Raw genomic sequence first — 16,761 nt, forward strand, 5'->3', positions numbered from 1 at the left:
GGGGGGCATCCAATGCCCCCCATATTCCCCCCGGATTGTGCCGACTCGGCACATAAAGTGGTATTCCTGCGTCAAAATCAATTTAACGCAGGAAATATTACGAATCAAAACTACAGTATCTTTTTTGGTTGATTAAAGGCCTTATATCTACAGCCTAAGCCGCTATTTGATATCCGGAAAGGAGCGGCTCCAAATTATGCATTTCTATTTTTGCCTAGCAGATCAATCCTCACAAATGCTCTCCAGATATTCCACCAAATCGGCTAAGGCTCCGTCCTGACAGGTTCCCACCACCAAATCAGCGGCATCCTTTAAATCCTGCGGAGAATCCTTCAAGGTAACGCCAATACCGGCCAACTTGATCATTTCCATATCGTTATAGAAATCCCCGATGCAGACCAGATTTTGCAGCGGGACATTCTCCATTTTAACCAGCTCAGTCAAAGCTGTTGCTTTGGAACAGCCCTCGGGAAGCATCTCCTGAAGGCGGTAATTGGTGGCGACAAAGCGCACACCGGGGTAATTGCCGTTGTTTACATGCTCATAAAAGGCATCAAACTGGGATTCATCAATAAAGAAAAGCCCTTTACGCCACGGCAGAGGGATTTTATCCAGATCGGGGCAGAAGGCATACCGGCGGCCCTTGTCATTCTGCTGATCCTTTAGGGTGGTATCCTCTCGGATTATGTAGTAATTATCCGATACAACCAAAGCCTCACAGGTGGGCACGGCTTCTTCCACCATGCGGAAATAAGGGCGGGCCTGTTCCGGCAAAACCCAATCCTTGAGAATCTTTCCGGTGTTGTAATCGTAAATCATGCCGCCGTTATACATAACGCAAGGGAAGTTGATGGGCAGATGCCCGAGCAGCTCCTTTAGTTGAATGGGAACCCGCCCGGTGGAAAGACCAAACCGGCCTCCCTTGGCAATAAAGCGGTTGAGGGCTTCAACGTTTCGCGCAGAACGCTTATGGTCTCTGGTTATCAGAGTGCCATCCACATCGCTCATAATCACCATATCCTGTATTCTGCGTTTCATAGTACCTTACTCCTCTCAGCTGCTGGTTTTCTATTCTATCCTTCATGCCACTTCCCTTTTAAACAATCAACTGGGAAGTTTCTCCAAATATTCGACTAAATCGGCCAAAGCACCGTTTTCACAGCTGCCCACCACCAAATCCGCCGCTTTCTTCATTTCATCGGGGGCATTTTCCACTGTAACCCCCAGCCCGGCCATTTGAATCATTTCAAGATCATTAAAATAATCCCCGATGGCCACAACCTTTTCTGGCTCGATGTTTTTTTCTTTTGCCAGAACGCTCAGAGCTTCTCCTTTGGAAAGGTGCAGAGGCATCATTTCCACCAAGGTCTCCATGGTGGTGACAAAGCGAACATTGCTATAGCCAAGGGTATTTACAAATTCCTCAAAAACAGGAACCTGCTCCGGCTTCATCGAAAACAGCACCTTATACCAGTTGCTGTCCTGATCAAAGTCAATACCACTGTTCCGGGGGAAAAAAGAGGTCATATCGTTCTTGGGATAAGAGAAAAAAACCTCGCTTTTCAAGTCATCTCCGCCATTGTGGAGCGGCAGCACCCCAGTATCGGGAAATTTTTGGATGATCTCTTTTATATAAGCGCCGCAGCCTGGCGGCAGCAATACCTCTTGGCTGCGCTCCCGAGTGGTATAATCGTAAACCAACCCGCCATTGAATATGATACAGGGCATATTAATGGGGATTTGGCTTGCCACCTGATGTGCGAAAGAAACAGAACGGCCGGTGGCAATGGCTAGATGCCCACCCTGCTCCACAAAGCGTTTCAATGCAAGAATGTTACGCTGGGGAATTCCTTCTTTCGTAACCAAAGTACCATCCAAATCGGTTACAAGGAGGGTACCAGAAAAATCTTTTTTCAACCAGTTCAATCCTTTCCGGGAAGGGTTCTTAAAAAAGCGGTGTAATATTCGGGCAGCTCCGAAGAAAATTCCATGTTCTGACCGCTTCTGGGATGGATAAAGCCAAGCATTTGGGCATGCAAACACTGACCGCCCAGTTGGGTAATCACTTTGGCAGGGCCATAGACCTCATCCCCCGCCACTGGGTGGCCAAGATAAGCAAGATGCACCCGAATCTGATGGGTTCTGCCGGTTTCCAGCCGAACCTCCAAATCAGAAAAGCCACGATAGCGGTCGAGCACCCGATAATGGGTCACCGCTTCTCTGGAGCCTCGATCGGTTACACACATCTTCTTGCGGTCTTTGGGATGTCTCCCAATGGGCGCATCCACTGTACCGGAATCGGTTTTAAATCCGCCGTAAACCACCGCACGATATTGACGCAAAAAGCTGTGCTCGCTGATTTGAGCAGAAAGCCCTTGATGGGCAAAATCGTTCTTTGCCACCATAAGAAGGCCGCTGGTATCCTTATCGATCCGATGCACAATACCCGGCCTTGTTACCCCGCCGATACCGGAAAGCTCCTCCCCGCAGTGATAAAGCAGAGCGTTGACCAAGGTACCATCCGAGTGACCGGGAGCCGGATGCACCACCATGCCCTTGGGCTTGTTGACCACCAACAAATCGGCATCCTCATAGACAATATCCAGAGGGATATCCTGTGCTTCCACCGATGAAGGTGCGGGAGCGGGCAATATAACCTCCACTGTCTCATTACCCAGTATGCGGTAGTTCTTCCCCACCGCCTTGCCTTCCACCAAAACCAGCCCATCGTCACAGAGTTTTTGGGCCATGCTTCTGGAAATATCGGGGAGCTGATCGGAAATCCACTTATCCATACGGCAACCGCTGTCTTTGGCCTGGGCAGCCAACCACAGCGGTTTTTCATTAAATCTGTTCATGTGGGGGAACATCCTTGGGTTCAGAGGGCAAATCAGGATTGTGGGAAGAAATCTCGCTGGAAATCAGGTACCAAGCAAGAAGCCCCGTGCCGATTACCACACAGCAATCGGCGAAATTAAACACAGGAAAAGAAATTAGGGGGCTTACATCCAGATAATCCACCACAAAGCCCTGAGAGGCACGATCAATCAAATTGCCTACGCCGCCTGCTAATATAAGCACAGCACCGCTGATCAGGCGTCTGCCCTTGAGACGGCCGGCAAACAGCAGAAAAGCCATTACAGCTAGAATCGCACCGGTAAAAACAGCCAGAATACCAGCCCGGCCCTGCAAGAATCCAAAAGCGGCTCCCCGGTTTTCTACATAGGTGAGAGAAAACACACGAGGTATAACAGGGATGGTTATTTTGGAGGCAAGAGCCTCTACCGCCCATTTTTTCAGGAGTTGATCGATCCCGATCAGTGCCGCTGTAATCAGCAGCAAGATGCTTTTTTTCATAGAACCTCCATTGTGGCAACTAAAAGTGCAGGCCGATTGTGCCGTTTATACGATATCAGCGCACCGGCTGCAAAGAGTGGGATGCTCAGCATGTTCACCCACTGTTTTATCAAAGGTCCAGCAGCGCTCGCATTTTTCGCCTTCTGCCTTTTCCACCAAAACAGCCAGATCACCTTCGCCCTTGAGAAGCTCCACCTGAGAGACAATAAACAGCATGGGCAGCATTTCAAAGGATGCAGAAAATGCTTCGTATTGTTCAGCACCGGCAGTGAGAACAACCTTGGCTTCCAAAGATTTACCGATTACCTTATCGGCACGGGCAATCTCCAAGGCCTTGTTAACCTCATCACGCAGGGCAATGAGAGTATCCCACTTGGCCATAAAGTCCTCAGAAGCTTTCGGCCCGATTGAATCGGGAATGGTGTTGAAGGTGACAGAATCGGCGTCGTATTCCTTGGAAGCAGGCATAAAGCCCCAAATTTCCTCAGCGGTAAAGGGAATGATGGGTGAAACCAGCAAATCCAGTGCCCGCAGAATTTTGTAGATGGCGGTCTGGGCCGAGCGGCGAAGAACACCGTCAGTGGCCTCAATATAAAGCCTATCCTTGATCACATCCAAATAGAAATTGGACATATCAATGGTACAGAAATTGTGAATGGCATGGAAGATGATATGGAAATCAAACCGATCATAAGCGGTCTTAGCCTTTTGCAGCAGATTATCCATCCGGGCCAGTGCCCAGCGGTCAAGCTCCAATAGCTGATCATCGGCTACACAGTCGGTATCCGGGTTAAAGCCATCCAAATTGCCCAGAATATATCGGGCCGTGTTGCGGATTTTACGGTAAATCTCGGAAAGCTGCTTGAGAATATCCTTGGAGATACGGATATCCGCATGATAATCGGAAGAGGCAACCCACAGGCGAAGAATATCCGCACCGAAATCCTTGATGATATCCTCGGGAACAACACCATTGCCCAAGGATTTGGACATTTTACGGCCTTCACCGTCCACAACCCAGCCATGGGTGCACACTGCTTTATAGGGGGCCTGCCCTCTCCACGCAACGGAGGTGAGCAGCGAGGACTGGAACCAGCCACGGTACTGGTCGGTACCCTCCAAATAGAGGTCACAAGGCCACTGCTGATCCGGCCAGCGCTCCAGCACAGCAGCATGGGAGACACCGGAATCAAACCAGACATCCATAATGTCTTTTTCCTTGGTAAAGCCCTTGGAACTGCCGCAGTGTGGACAGCTAAAGCCCTTGGGAAGAATCTCAGCGGCATCCTTAATAAACCAAGCGTCGGAACCTTCCTCACGGAAGAGATCGGAAACAACCTTGATGGTTTCATCGGTTACAATGTATTCACCGCAATCATCGCAGTAGAATACCGGGATGGGGACACCCCATACACGCTGGCGGGAAATACACCATGCGTTGCGATCCACAACCATGTTGGTCATACGGTCACGGCCCCATTCAGGGATAAACTGAACCCCTTCAATGGCCTTGATGGTTTCATCTTTAAAGTCTTCCACATTGCAGAACCACTGCTCGGTGGCACGGAACAGAATGGGCTCCTTACAGCGCCAGCAATGAGGATACTGGTGAACAATATGAGAAACAGCCAGCAGATGGCCGGTTTCTTTGAGGTGCTCGAGAATGGCCTTATTGGCCTGCTTGGTGGTCAGGCCCGCAAACTGCCCAGCCTCTTCGGTGAGAACACCATGAGCATCCACAGGAACAACCACACCCACCTCGGGATAGAAGCGAGCGCAAACGTCAAAGTCCTCCACACCGTGGCCGGGAGCAGTATGAACACAGCCGGTGCCGCTTTCCAGTGTGACATGATCGCCCAGAATCACCGGAGAAATGCGGTCAAGGAAGGGATGGGAATACTGAATGTATTCCAACTCTTTGCCCAAGGCAGAGCCCAGCACAGTATAATCGGAGATACCGGCCGCTTTCATAACCGAATCGACCAATTCCTTGGCCATGACATAGTATTCATCATCGGCCTGCACAACCACATACTCAAACTCAGGCCCAAGGCAGGTAGCCAGATTGGCGGGCAAAGTCCAGGTGGTGGTGGTCCAGATTACCACATAGGTTTTGGAAAGATCCTTGGCACCCATTTTTGTCAGGACACCTTTATCGTCTGTAACCTGAAACTTCACATAGATAGAATCGCAGGGATCATCGGCATATTCAATCTCCGCTTCTGCCAGTGCGGTGACACACTCAGGGCACCAGTAAACGGATTTAAGATCCTTATAAATATAGTTTTTCTTAGCCATTGCGCCAAACACTTCGATTTGGGTAGCCTCAAATTTAGGATCAAGGGTCAAATAAGGATGGTCGTAATCCGCCATAGTGCCCAGCCGCTTAAACTGCTTTTTCTGGTTCTCCACATGATAGAGGGCGAACTCTTTGCAGTGCTGGCGCAGCTTGACAGGATCATTGGTAATTTGAACGCCCGCAGCTTTAATGGCTTTCAGCTCAATGGGCAGGCCATGGGTATCCCAACCGGGAACGTAATGGGTTTTAAACCCATTCATATTTTTATAACGGACAATAATATCCTTCAGCACCTTATTGAGCGCTGTGCCCAGATGAATATCGGCGTTGGCATAGGGAGGGCCATCGTGGAAGGCAAAAACAGGCTTACCCTCGTTATGCTCCATCATTTTTTCATACAGCCGCTCGTTTTCCCATTTTTCCAGCATGGCTGGTTCTCTCTGAGGAAGGCCGGCCCGCATAGGGAAATCAGTTTTGGGAAGGTTTAGAGTTTTGTTGTAATCCTGGGACATTATCTCCGTTCTCTCCTTGTTGCTTATGATTTTGGACCCAGCGGCCCAATCAGCGCCAAAGTATTTTCCTGCAAAAATGTTTGCATAGACTTTGGCTTGGTGATGCTGTTTTTATGATTATTTACGCATAAAACATCTCAAATGACCATAAAGAACGAATTCTACCTGCACGGATACATGTTCATATCAGCGCTTATACATGATCTGGATTCTATATGGGAAAATGCCCCATTTTTGAAAACCTTATTCGTGGCGGGTTAAATCATAGCCTTCGCCAAAACGCAGGTTTCCGAATTTTTGGGACGAATTGCCTTTTTTGCGGTGTGGGAACTGAACGGTCTTTTTAGAGGCATCTTCCTCTGCTTTTATATCAGCCTCATCTTCCATTTCATCAGCGGAAATTTCTTCAAACCGAAGAATGGGTTCATCCTCCACAGTGGCGAGAAACTCAGCTGTATCAACTTCCAAGGCTTCGGTTTCTTTTTCACGCTCTAAGGGCAGCGGGGCCTCCACAGGCAATTCCGGTTGCGGCGCCTCATTGGGAATGGTGTTGATTAGCTCCAGATGCTGCTTATACATCGCCATCAGCTTGGTTTTAAATTTAGAAACTTCACGCTGAATGGTGGTCAGCGCCATGGCTTCCTTATCAATCTGGGTTTTGGCCCGGGTGATAATCAGCTCGGATTTTTGATTGGCCTCTGCCAGAATGGCCTCAGCCTTTTTCTTGGATTCCCGCACAACGGTATCCCCAAGCTTTTGTGCACCAATGAGAGCCGCCCGCAGGCTATCCTCATCTTCCTTGTATTCCTCCAGCTTTTCAGCCAGAACCACAAGCTTCTCCTCCAGCTCCTGATTCTTTTCTGTAAGGCTTACCACATAATCGTATACTTCATTCAAAAAAGCATTGACATCGTCGGCCTTATAGCCGCTCATGCCCCTGTCAAATTTTTTGTCCAGAATCATATTTGGAGTCATGCTGTAACTTCCCCCTTGTAGCTTAGAGATATTTTCTGCACTGGATATGGAGCCTGCCTTTTTTGGAAAGGCCCCCAATATCATCCAATATAAATTTGCCAATTCCCCGGATGGAAATGCTTTCACCCGGCAGGCATTCCCGGGTCAGCTCCAAGCAGGGAGCCCCTGCCACGGAAACCTGACCGGCTTTGATTAAATCGGCGCTTTTCCCCCGGCTTTGCCCAGTGAGCAGTGCCACCATACTATCCAGCCGTGGCGATTTTACTGTCCCGGAAACCGGCATAAAAGAAGGCTCAAAGGCAACAGAGCCCGCCAAAGCAGGCTTGCACTTTACCCCTACCCGGCCCACCTTATCCAGCTCAGAAAGCACAGTGGGGGCCACCGATTCCAAAACGAAAAGAGTACATTCCCCGGTCCCCGGCAAAATATCGCCCACCGATTCCCGGCTTATCTTCAGCCCCATAAGGGAGCCGAGAAAATCCCGGTGTGAAAGGCTGAATTCTTTTTTGTAGGTTATCTGGATTCCCTGAATGGGAAAAAGACGATCCTCAGGCTCCTCATACGGAGAAAAAGCGCCCAGCATTACTCGCCCGGCGCCTTCGTATCCGCCATAAAGCCGGAAGGTATCACACTTTTGCTGCCCAGCTGCTTCTGCCGCCAGCAGCACCTGCCGCTCTGTGAGAAAATGGGAAAACCGTGCCCGGCCGCTCTCAGAGGAAAGCCGGATAATATCCCTGATTCTGGCGACAAACAGCTTTTCATCGCCCTCTAAATTTGCAAGATTCATAGGGTTCTCTTAAAAGAAAACGCCGCTGTTTTCAAGCTCGTCCAAAAGATCGCCCATAATATCCACGTTATAAGGCGTGATGATATAGGTGCTGTTGGCCACTCTTTTGATCTGGCCATTGTTGGCGTAAGCAACACCGCTCAAAAAATCAATAAGGCGGCGGGTTACATCCTTGTTGGCCGATTCAAGATTCAAAACAACGGTACGCTTGGCATTGAGATGGTCGGCAATGCCGCTTGCATCTTCAAACCGCTCGGGTTTAACCAAAATGACCTGAAGCTGGGTGGTAGCATGAATGTTAACCACCTTGTTGGAGCGCTTGTCCACACTACTGATGGGTATATCAATGCCATCATCCGCGGGAGCATCCGCTTCGTCGTAATAATCATCCTCAGGGTATCCTATAAAGTTTTTGAATTTCTCGACAATCCCCATGGTAACCTCCAAAAATCTTTAAACAGTAATATTAGAAAAGCAGTAGCCTTATTGAACGTGACGGCTGCCAAAAAGGGCGGTACCCAGACGGATCATGGTTGAGCCCTGCCGTATGGCGGGAACAAAATCCCCCGACATGCCCATAGATAAAATATCCATTCTCATATTATCTCTGTTTTTTGCCCCTATGTCAACCGATAGTTGGCGTATCTCTGAAAAATAATGCTCAATTTGGTGTATTTCACCGCAAATGGGAGGAATTGCCATAAGCCCCCGTATGCGCAGAGCGGGCAGGCCTGCGATTTCCTCCGCAAGCCCCTCGGCCTGCTCCAGTGGCATTCCGGATTTAGAAGCCTCATCCCCCACATTGATTTCAAGCAGGATATCCATGGTTTTACCCAGTTCCTGAGAGCGCCTGCTGATTTCTTTGGCAAGGCTGAGGCGGTCCACCGAATGAATCATGGTGACCTTATCTACAATCTGGCGCACCTTATTGGTTTGCAGATGCCCGATAAAATGAACCTCGGCCTGATTCAAGTGGTAATCCGGGTATTTTTCCAGAAGCTCTTGGGCACGGTTTTCACCCAGCAGGGTGATGCCGCCTGCTATCGCCGCATTCACCAGAGGAGCCGGAACTGTTTTGGTAACGGCCATAATTTGAATGGAATCCGGGTCTCTCCCCGCCTCCAAAGCGGCCTCTTTAACCTGCCGGCGCAAATCTGCCAGGTTTTGAAGAACCTGCTCAGGAGATGATTTTTCCATCATGGAGATCGTTCCCCCTTATGATTTGATCAAACTTTTTTACAGCGTTTGGTTCCAACGAGTTGGGATTGGAAAGAATAAATCCCTGATCCTCATAGATGGGATCAATTACACGGAAGCAAACGGTGTTTTCATCCAGAATATAAACCCCTTGCCGGTTATCAACAAAGCGGATATCGGCTGTATCGATTTTAAGCCCCTCATGGTTGCGGAAGTTGATTTCCACTTCTGCCTCCCGCAGATTGATCAGATCAGAGGTAACATAGTTACAGCGCAGCACCAGAATGGCGGTGGGATTCTCCCGCTGGCTGATTACATCCTTTACCACAGCCGGAATCGGCGTATTGCCGATTACATCAAAGCGCATAGAGACATTCTGCCCAAGAGTGACCCACTCCACCGTATCCCGCGGAATGGCACAGATAAAATACCAGTTGGCATTGGTGACCATTTTGCCTACGGCATCTGTGGGTGCAGGCGGAACATCGCCCTCAACAAAGCCGATCAGTGTTTCAATGGTGCCGCTATCCACCATTTGGGGATTGAGCATGGTTTCATAACCATCCACATTCTTTACAAAATAACCGGCAACCGGCGTGGTTACTGTACGTGTGGAATCCGGAACCTGATTTTGCGCCAGTGCATCATATTCAGCCTGCAAAACGTGAATTCGGCTCTCAAAGCTGCTTACTTTGCCGGTTGCGATCTGCTTTTTGTTTATGAGAGCGGTCAGCTGACTGCGCAGCACACCGGCATCGCTATACCAGCCGGAGGTGGTCATTTTAGTGAAGTTGGTCAGCTGCACCTTAATCTCCCGGTTGAGCGCCTCGGTGTTGGAATAGTTATTGATGGTTTTATCCTGTGCATTTTGCAGCATTTCAATTTCGGATTTCAGCTGATTCAGTTCCCGGATATTGCGGCTGCCCACGGGATCGTTGTAGCATTCGGCTACTACCTGCCCAATGGCCATTTTGGTGCCATCCTCATACAGAAAATTTTCAGAGCCATCCACCGGCTCTAAAAGGGTTTCCTGCCGAACAGCAACTCCCTGAGCGGTGGTGTTCTGCGAGACTGTATAGGTGAACACCGTTTCAGTTTTATAGGGATTGTAGTAATAGTTGTAGGCCTGATAGCCAATGTAGGAAATGGACATGAGGGCAACAGCCAAAGCGATAATGTGATCACTTATGTTTTTTTTCATAGGGCCTCCATAACGCTTGGATTACTGAATTTCCTCAGCCTCACGAGGCGGCTTGGTGGCAATAGGCTTCAGCGGATTGATGGTGGAAATTGCATGCTTATAGACTAAACTCTGCTTTCCCTCGCAATCCAGCAGGACTGTGAAGGGATCAAAACCAATCACCATACCACGGATTTGATAGCCATTGGTGAGATAGATGGTGACCGGAATCTTTTGCGCACGCACCTGATTGAGAAAAGTATCCTGCATGTTCATCAAAAAGCGCTCCTTCCACGAGCTTGTGCCTCACCTGCCCGGTAAGGCTGGGGTGATTGCTTCCATTGCCGCATCAAAAAGCTGCTGTGAACTTTTGTAATCCTCCCGGAACAGCCACTGAACCCGGGAATCCCGGCGCAGCCATGTCATCTGGCGCTTAGCATAGCGGCGGGAGCCCAGCTTGACCGCCTCCAACGCTTCTTCCAAACTGCACAGCCCCCGGTGGTAATCAAACAGTTCTTTATAGCCGATAGCCTGAAAAGCGGTGGTGCCATAGCCCATTTGCATCAGGGATTTCACTTCTTCGGCAAGCCCCTGCTCCGCCATTTGATCCACCCTCTGATTAATTCGCTGGTTGAGGGTTTCCCGCTGCCGCCAGCATAAAGCCAGCATAACGGGGTTATAAGGTGAAGGCTCCAATCGGGAACGGCGCTGATGCTCGCTCATGGGAATCCCGGTCAGCATAAAAACCTCTAGGGCACGGACAACCCGCCCCAGATTGTTGGGATGCAGCCCCCGCGCCAAAACGGGGTCAGCCTGTTCGAGTTTCTGCCACAATACCTGGTTGCCTTCACGCTGAGCCTGTTCATACAGCTCCCCGCGAAGCTGCTGATCTTCTGCAATGGGAGTGAAAGCAATGCCGTCGATCAAAGAGGAAATATAGAGCCCGGTTCCCCCGGCCACAATGGCTCGCTTGCCTCGGCTCACAATATCCTGTATGGCATCTCCTGCCAGCTCCACATACCGGGCTACCGAAAAGCTCTCACTGGGCTCAAGAAAATCCATCAAATGATGGGGAATCCCCTGCCGCTCTTCTTTTGAGGGCTTGGCGGTTCCCACATCCATATACTTATATATCTGCATGGAATCGGCCGAAACAACCTCACCATCCAGTTCCTTGGCCAGCTGAATAGCAAGCTCGGTTTTACCGGTGGCGGTGGGGCCGGTGATTACAATGAGGGGTATTTTTTCGTTTTCTGCCATGGTCATCCCAATCTGCCAAACATTTTTTCAATTTCGCTCCGCCCCAGACGAATGAAGATAGGCCGCCCGTGGGGGCAATGTGTGATGTGCGGATTTTCCTGCAAGAGTTGGATCAGGGCTTCCAGCTCGAATCTGCTGCTCTTATCGTGAGCCTTGATGGCACTGCGGCAGGCGATGGATTCATAGAGGCTGTCCAGCACCGAAGGGGTCAAGTTACGGCGATTTTGTGCGATACCGGCGGCGATCTCCTCCACAATGGAACGGATATTCTCCTGTGAAAGCTCGATGGGTACTTCACGCACCACCAAGGTGCCTCCGCCAAAATCCTCCGCTAAAAAGCCCATTTCCTCAAATATGGGTAGATTCTCAAGAGCTGCCGAATAATCCTCCGCGGAGAGAGACACCCGAACCGGCACCACCAGCAGCTGCCGATTCCCCGGCTGAGCAGCACGGCGGATTTCCTCATACAGCAGCCGTTCATGGGCAGCGTGCTTGTCCGCCATGAGCAGCTCATCCCCCGATTGGAGCAGGATGTAGGTGCCGAACAGTTCCCCAATCAGGCGCAAAGCCTCTCTTTTGGGATCAAAGGTAACATGCTCTGTGGGAGATGGATGTGCTTCCATTGTAATAGTACCCAAAACCTGTTTTTTTCCTGCATCTTCCTCTAAAATATTACAGGAAGAAGCTGGTATTATTTTATCATAAACAGTCGTATTGTCCATATTTCCCCCAAAGGAGGCCCGGAGGTTCTGGGAACGAAGTTCCATAGGTGTGCTGAAAAAGGAGGTCTCCCTGACCGGAATGCCTTCATCCTTTGGAGAAAAAGCGGTTCTGTACTCCGCGGCAGACATCCGGGAAACCGGTGCTTCCTGCGCCGAAGGCGGCATAGAAAAGTGTCCTTGAGGTGCCATATCGTCGTTGGGAGCCAGCTCGAAGGGAGTCAGTTTGGGCGGTGGGGGCTTGGGGACGCTGCTCTCACCTGCTTGGGCCAAGGTGGACTGAACCGCAAAATACAGTGCGCCGAAAACCGGCCGTTCGTTGACAAACCGCACCTCAATTTTAGCCGGGTGCACATTCACATCCACCAGCTCGGGGGCCATTTGCAAATCCAACACACAGCAGGGGAACTTGCCCACCATGATTTTATGCTTAAAGGCTTCCTCCAAGGCGGCGGAGCAGGTTCTGGAGCGAACATATCGGGCGTTGATGAAGAAATTTTGCCAGCTCCGGGTGGCTCTGGTCAACTGAGGGGAACCGATATACCCGGCCACCCGAATGCTGTCGGCAGTATAATCCACCGGGAGCATGCCCCGGGCGGTTTCCTTTCCGAAAACGGAATAAATCACCGAAAGCAGTTCGCCGTTCCCGGAGGTTTGGAGCTTAAGCTGGCCATCCCGAATGAACTTAAAGGCTACATGGGAATTGGCAAGAGCGCATTTTTCCACCACAGCGGCCACGCTGTTTCCCTCGGTAATATCCTTTTTAAGGAACTTCATCCGGGCGGGGGTGTTATAAAAGATATCTTTCACCACAATGGTGGTGCCGGTGGGAGCGCCGATGGGGATACAGGCCTCCCCTTTTCCGCCCTGAATGCGATAGAAAGTACCTTCGCTTTCCTCGGCGGTCTTGGTGGTCATTTCCACCCGGCAGACAGCGGCAATGGAGGCCAGTGCTTCCCCCCGAAAGCCCATGGTGAGGATGCTTTCTAAATCGGTTGAGGTTTTCAGCTTGCTGGTGGCGTGGCGCAAAAAGGCTTTGGGAAGCTCCTCACGGGGAATGCCACAGCCATTGTCGGTGATGCGCATGAGGCGTATGCCACCACCCTGAATCTCCACCGTAATGGCGGCGGCACCGGAATCCACGGCGTTTTCCACCAGCTCCTTGATCACAGAGGAGGGGCGCTCCACCACCTCACCGGCGGCAATCAGCTGGGCAACCTTTTGATCCAATATATTGATTTTTGCCATGGCGGTTCTCCTTGCTGTGAAGGGTTAATCAGACAAAATTCTATTTCACCAGCTCTTTGAGGCCGTAAAGGATGTTCAGGGCTTCGAGAGGAGTTAATGTGTTGAGATCGATATCCTTTAGCTGAGCTTCCAGCTGCACAAGCTTTGGATTCTCAAACTGAATCTGCATTTCGTCGGGCATGGATTCTGTGGCTGCCTTCACTGGACGGCTTTCCTGCATGGGCTTATCCGATTCCAGCTGCTTGAGGATTTCCTTGGCACGTTTGATAATCCAATCGGGAATGCCTGCCAGCTTGGAAACTTCAATACCATAGCTTTCATCCGCCCCACCCCGCACAATCTTGCGCAGGAAGGTGATGTCGTCTCCCCTTTTCTTGACACAGATGTTGTAGTTCTTCACACAGGGGAGCCGCTCCTCCATCTGGGTCAGCTCGTGGTAATGGGTGGCAAACAGGGTTTTTGCTCCCAGGCGACGCTTATCGGCAATGAATTCCAGCACACCTTGGGCAATGCTCATGCCATCGTAGGTGGAGGTTCCCCGGCCGATTTCATCCAGAATCAGCAGGCTGTTGGCGGTGGCATCCTTAAGAATCTTGGCTACCTCCACCATCTCCACCATAAAGGTGGATTGGCCGGCGCTCAAATCATCGGAAGCACCCACACGGGTGTAAATACCGTCCACCACGCCGATTTGGGCGCTGGCGGCGGGGACAAAGCTGCCGATCTGCGCCATAAGCACAATGAGGGCAGTCTGGCGCATATAGGTGGATTTACCAGCCATGTTGGGGCCGGTGATAATGGCAATCTGATTCTCCCCCGGCTCCAACAACGTATCGTTGGGGACAAAAGGCGCACCGGTGAGCAGCTGCTCCACCACTGGGTGGCGGCCGTCTGTAATGGCAATACGCTGGGATAAATCCACATCCGGGCGTACATATTGGTTCATAAGGGCGGTTTGGGCAAAGGAGCAGAAAACATCCAGCCGAGAAATAGCGGAGGCAGACTGCTGAATCCGGTGCAGCTGTTTGGCAACCGATGTGCGCACCTGCTCGAAAAGCTGAGTTTCCAGCGAAATAGCCTGATCGGTGGCGGAAAGGATTTTCTCCTCCAGCTCCTTGAGCTCCTGTATGATATACCGCTCGCAGTTGGCGAGGGTTTGCTTGCGTATGTAATGCTCCGGCACCTGCGAAAGGTTGGAGCGGGTGACTTCAATATAGTAGCCAAAGACTTTGTTGTAGCTGATTTTGAGATTGCGGATGCCGGTGGCCTCCCGCTGCTCGTTTTCCATCCGGGTGATGTAATCCAGCGCATGATCCATCAGGTCACGCAACTGATCCAGCTGATCGCTGTAGCCCTTGCGGATTACACCGCCATCCTTGAGGGTGGTGGGTGGCTCCTCCTGAATGGAGGCTTCCAGCAGCTGTGCCACATCCTCCAACAGGTCAATTTGGCTGTCAATTTCCTTGAGATAAGCTGAGCGGCAGTCTGCCAAATGCCCTTTGATGCCGGGGAACTGCCGGATGGTCTGTTCCAGCGCCTTGTATTCACGGGGCGTAGCGTTGCCGTAGACAATGCGGGTGATCATGCGCTCGATATCAAAAATACCGCCCAGCAGATCGATGATTTCAGAGCAGCGCAGCTGATTCCCCACCAGCTCCTCTACAGCGTTGAGCCGCTTGTTGATGGCAGCTGGATTTACAAGAGGCTGGCGCAGAAAATTTTTGATCTGCCGCTTGCCCATAGGGGTCTTGGTTTTATCCAGCACCCACAGCAGGCTCCCCCGCTTGTCCTTGCTTCGCATGGTTGAAAGCAACTCCAAGTGGGTGCGGGCATTTTGATCCAGATTCATATACTGGGCTTCGTTGTGAAAACGCAGAGTAATCATGCGCTCCACGCCGAGCTTTTGGGTATCGGCAAGATACTCCAGCAAAGCACCAAGCGCCCTTGTGCACTTGAGGTAGGCCGCAAGACCCAACCCTTCTAAAGATTCAGCCTCAAAGTGGGCTAGAATCCGGGCGGAGGCAGCGTCGATATCGTATTTTTCTTCTTCCAGCAGGTCGGCGGTGCAGAGCATTTTTTCCCGCAGGAACTTGGCGATGCTCTTTTTTTCCAAAAAAGCAGGGTTAAAGATCACCTCTCGGGGAGCATAGCGGGAAAGCTCATTGAGAAGCAGGCTGTCGTCATCCTGAGTCAGCTCGATCAGGTTCATTTCACCGGTGGAGATATCGGCAAAAATCAGACCATAACCGCCCGGCTGGTAAAAGATGCAGCAGAGGAAGTTGTTGGAATCCTCCTCCAGCAGATTGCTTTCCAAAACAGTGCCGGGGGTAATAACCCGCACCACCTCCCGGGAAACAACCCCCTTGGCAAAGGCAGGGTCCTCCACCTGCTCGCAGATGGCAACCTTATAGCCCTTTTGAATCAGCTTTGCTATGTAGGTCTCACAGCTTTTAAAGGGGATTCCGCACATGGGGGCCCGTGTTTCCTGCCCACAATCCCGGCCGGTGAGCACCAGCTCCAGCTCCTTGGAGGCAATGAGGGCATCCTCATAAAACATCTCATAAAAATCCCCCAGCCTGAAAAAGACGATATGATCCTTGTGGCTGTCCTTAATGCGGAAATATTGCTGCATCATCGGTGATAATTCGGCCATTTTTATGCTCCCCATCGGTTTTTGTCGTGTTGCATTTCAGAGAAGTCTGTATAACAAGGCGGCCCCATAGCCGGATTAAACCTTCGGCAATGGAGCCATCCGTTTTCAGTGTCTCTATCCGCTTAGTTGCAGCCGGAGCAGCCAGAGCAGCTTCCGCCGCAGCCACCGGCCTCTTGTGGCTCGATGCTATCCGGGTCTTCGCCATTCACGCTGCCGCTGAGAATTTGATTGATATAATCCATGGTGGATTCCATATCCTTGCGTGTAGCAGAAAAAACCATCATATTGGCGTTGGACATAATGGTGTTGTAGAGGGATTTCACCTCGGCATCCAGAGCGGTCACAGCAGCCTGCTCCCGGTCGGGCTTTTGAACCAACTGGTTCAGCTCCACACGCTTCAGGTTGAAGCTTTTAATCATATTTTGGAGAACCTCATCCCCATCGCTTTTTTCCTGAGCCAAGCGCATAGCGATATACTGCTCATCCGCCTGAATCGCCTTGCCGAGCTCCTTAGCCATTTGGATAATATCCATTGTATTGCCTCCACTTTATCTTAGTTTTAAATTAAAAATAT

General features: G+C 50.7%; 15 protein-coding genes. All 15 read right to left on the minus strand.

The genetic code is table 11. The features are described 5' to 3' along the window. Window positions 1–222: 222 nt before the first annotated feature. The 15 genes from U6B65_03035 to U6B65_03105 all read right to left on the minus strand — a co-directional run bounded on the left by U6B65_03035 (window position 223) and on the right by U6B65_03105 (window position 16,720). Window positions 223–1,038, minus strand: coding sequence for a Cof-type HAD-IIB family hydrolase (locus U6B65_03035; GenBank protein ID WRS28116.1), 816 nt, complete (start codon window positions 1,036–1,038; stop codon window positions 223–225). 66 nt (window positions 1,039–1,104) lie between these two features. Then, window positions 1,105–1,917, minus strand: coding sequence for a Cof-type HAD-IIB family hydrolase (locus U6B65_03040; GenBank protein ID WRS28117.1), 813 nt, complete (start codon window positions 1,915–1,917; stop codon window positions 1,105–1,107). A gap of 5 nt (window positions 1,918–1,922) precedes the next feature. Next, window positions 1,923–2,858: an RluA family pseudouridine synthase gene (locus U6B65_03045; protein WRS28118.1), complete on the minus strand. Its 936-nt coding sequence runs from the start codon at window positions 2,856–2,858 to the stop codon at window positions 1,923–1,925. Next, entirely contained in the window at window positions 2,845–3,357 is a 513-nt protein-coding gene (gene lspA / locus U6B65_03050) for a signal peptidase II (GenBank protein ID WRS28119.1), read from the minus strand. The genes U6B65_03045 and lspA overlap by 14 nt, the downstream gene beginning before the upstream one ends. 45 nt (window positions 3,358–3,402) lie before the next feature. After that, complete coding sequence (gene ileS / locus U6B65_03055) at window positions 3,403–6,168, minus strand: isoleucine--tRNA ligase (GenBank protein ID WRS28120.1); 2,766 nt, start codon at window positions 6,166–6,168, stop codon at window positions 3,403–3,405. Between the two features lie 243 nt (window positions 6,169–6,411). Further along, a complete protein-coding gene (locus tag U6B65_03060) occupies window positions 6,412–7,143 on the minus strand; it encodes a DivIVA domain-containing protein (protein WRS28121.1) in 732 nt (243 codons plus the stop codon). Between the two features lie 22 nt (window positions 7,144–7,165). Beyond that, window positions 7,166–7,930 carry a YlmH/Sll1252 family protein gene (locus U6B65_03065; GenBank protein ID WRS28122.1) on the minus strand — a complete coding sequence of 255 codons (765 nt, stop codon included), beginning with the start codon at window positions 7,928–7,930 and terminating at the stop codon, window positions 7,166–7,168. A 9-nt stretch (window positions 7,931–7,939) separates the two neighbouring features. Beyond that, window positions 7,940–8,365, minus strand: a complete 426-nt coding sequence (locus tag U6B65_03070; protein WRS28123.1) for a cell division protein SepF — start codon at window positions 8,363–8,365, stop codon at window positions 7,940–7,942. 48 nt (window positions 8,366–8,413) lie between these two features. Continuing rightward, window positions 8,414–9,130 carry a YggS family pyridoxal phosphate-dependent enzyme gene (locus U6B65_03075; protein WRS28124.1) on the minus strand — a complete coding sequence of 239 codons (717 nt, stop codon included), beginning with the start codon at window positions 9,128–9,130 and terminating at the stop codon, window positions 8,414–8,416. Next, window positions 9,108–10,328, minus strand: a complete 1,221-nt coding sequence (locus U6B65_03080; protein ID WRS28125.1) for an HlyD family efflux transporter periplasmic adaptor subunit — start codon at window positions 10,326–10,328, stop codon at window positions 9,108–9,110. The genes U6B65_03075 and U6B65_03080 overlap by 23 nt, the downstream gene beginning before the upstream one ends. Before the next feature lie 21 nt (window positions 10,329–10,349). Beyond that, window positions 10,350–10,583, minus strand: a complete 234-nt coding sequence (hfq, locus tag U6B65_03085) for an RNA chaperone Hfq (GenBank protein ID WRS28126.1) — start codon at window positions 10,581–10,583, stop codon at window positions 10,350–10,352. 30 nt (window positions 10,584–10,613) lie between these two features. Further along, window positions 10,614–11,567 carry a tRNA (adenosine(37)-N6)-dimethylallyltransferase MiaA gene (gene miaA, locus U6B65_03090; protein WRS28127.1) on the minus strand — a complete coding sequence of 318 codons (954 nt, stop codon included), beginning with the start codon at window positions 11,565–11,567 and terminating at the stop codon, window positions 10,614–10,616. Between the two features lie 2 nt (window positions 11,568–11,569). After that, complete coding sequence (mutL, locus tag U6B65_03095; protein ID WRS28128.1) at window positions 11,570–13,534, minus strand: DNA mismatch repair endonuclease MutL; 1,965 nt, start codon at window positions 13,532–13,534, stop codon at window positions 11,570–11,572. Between the two features lie 40 nt (window positions 13,535–13,574). After that, on the minus strand, window positions 13,575–16,187 hold the full coding sequence (gene mutS / locus U6B65_03100; protein WRS28129.1) for a DNA mismatch repair protein MutS: 2,613 nt from the start codon (window positions 16,185–16,187) through the stop codon (window positions 13,575–13,577). Between the two features lie 122 nt (window positions 16,188–16,309). After that, complete coding sequence (locus tag U6B65_03105) at window positions 16,310–16,720, minus strand: YlbF family regulator (GenBank protein ID WRS28130.1); 411 nt, start codon at window positions 16,718–16,720, stop codon at window positions 16,310–16,312. Between the last annotated feature and the right edge of the window lie 41 nt (window positions 16,721–16,761).

It is taken from the genome of Oscillospiraceae bacterium MB08-C2-2 (genome assembly GCA_035621215.1).
Classification (GTDB): Bacteria; Bacillota; Clostridia; order Oscillospirales; family Ruminococcaceae; genus WRAV01.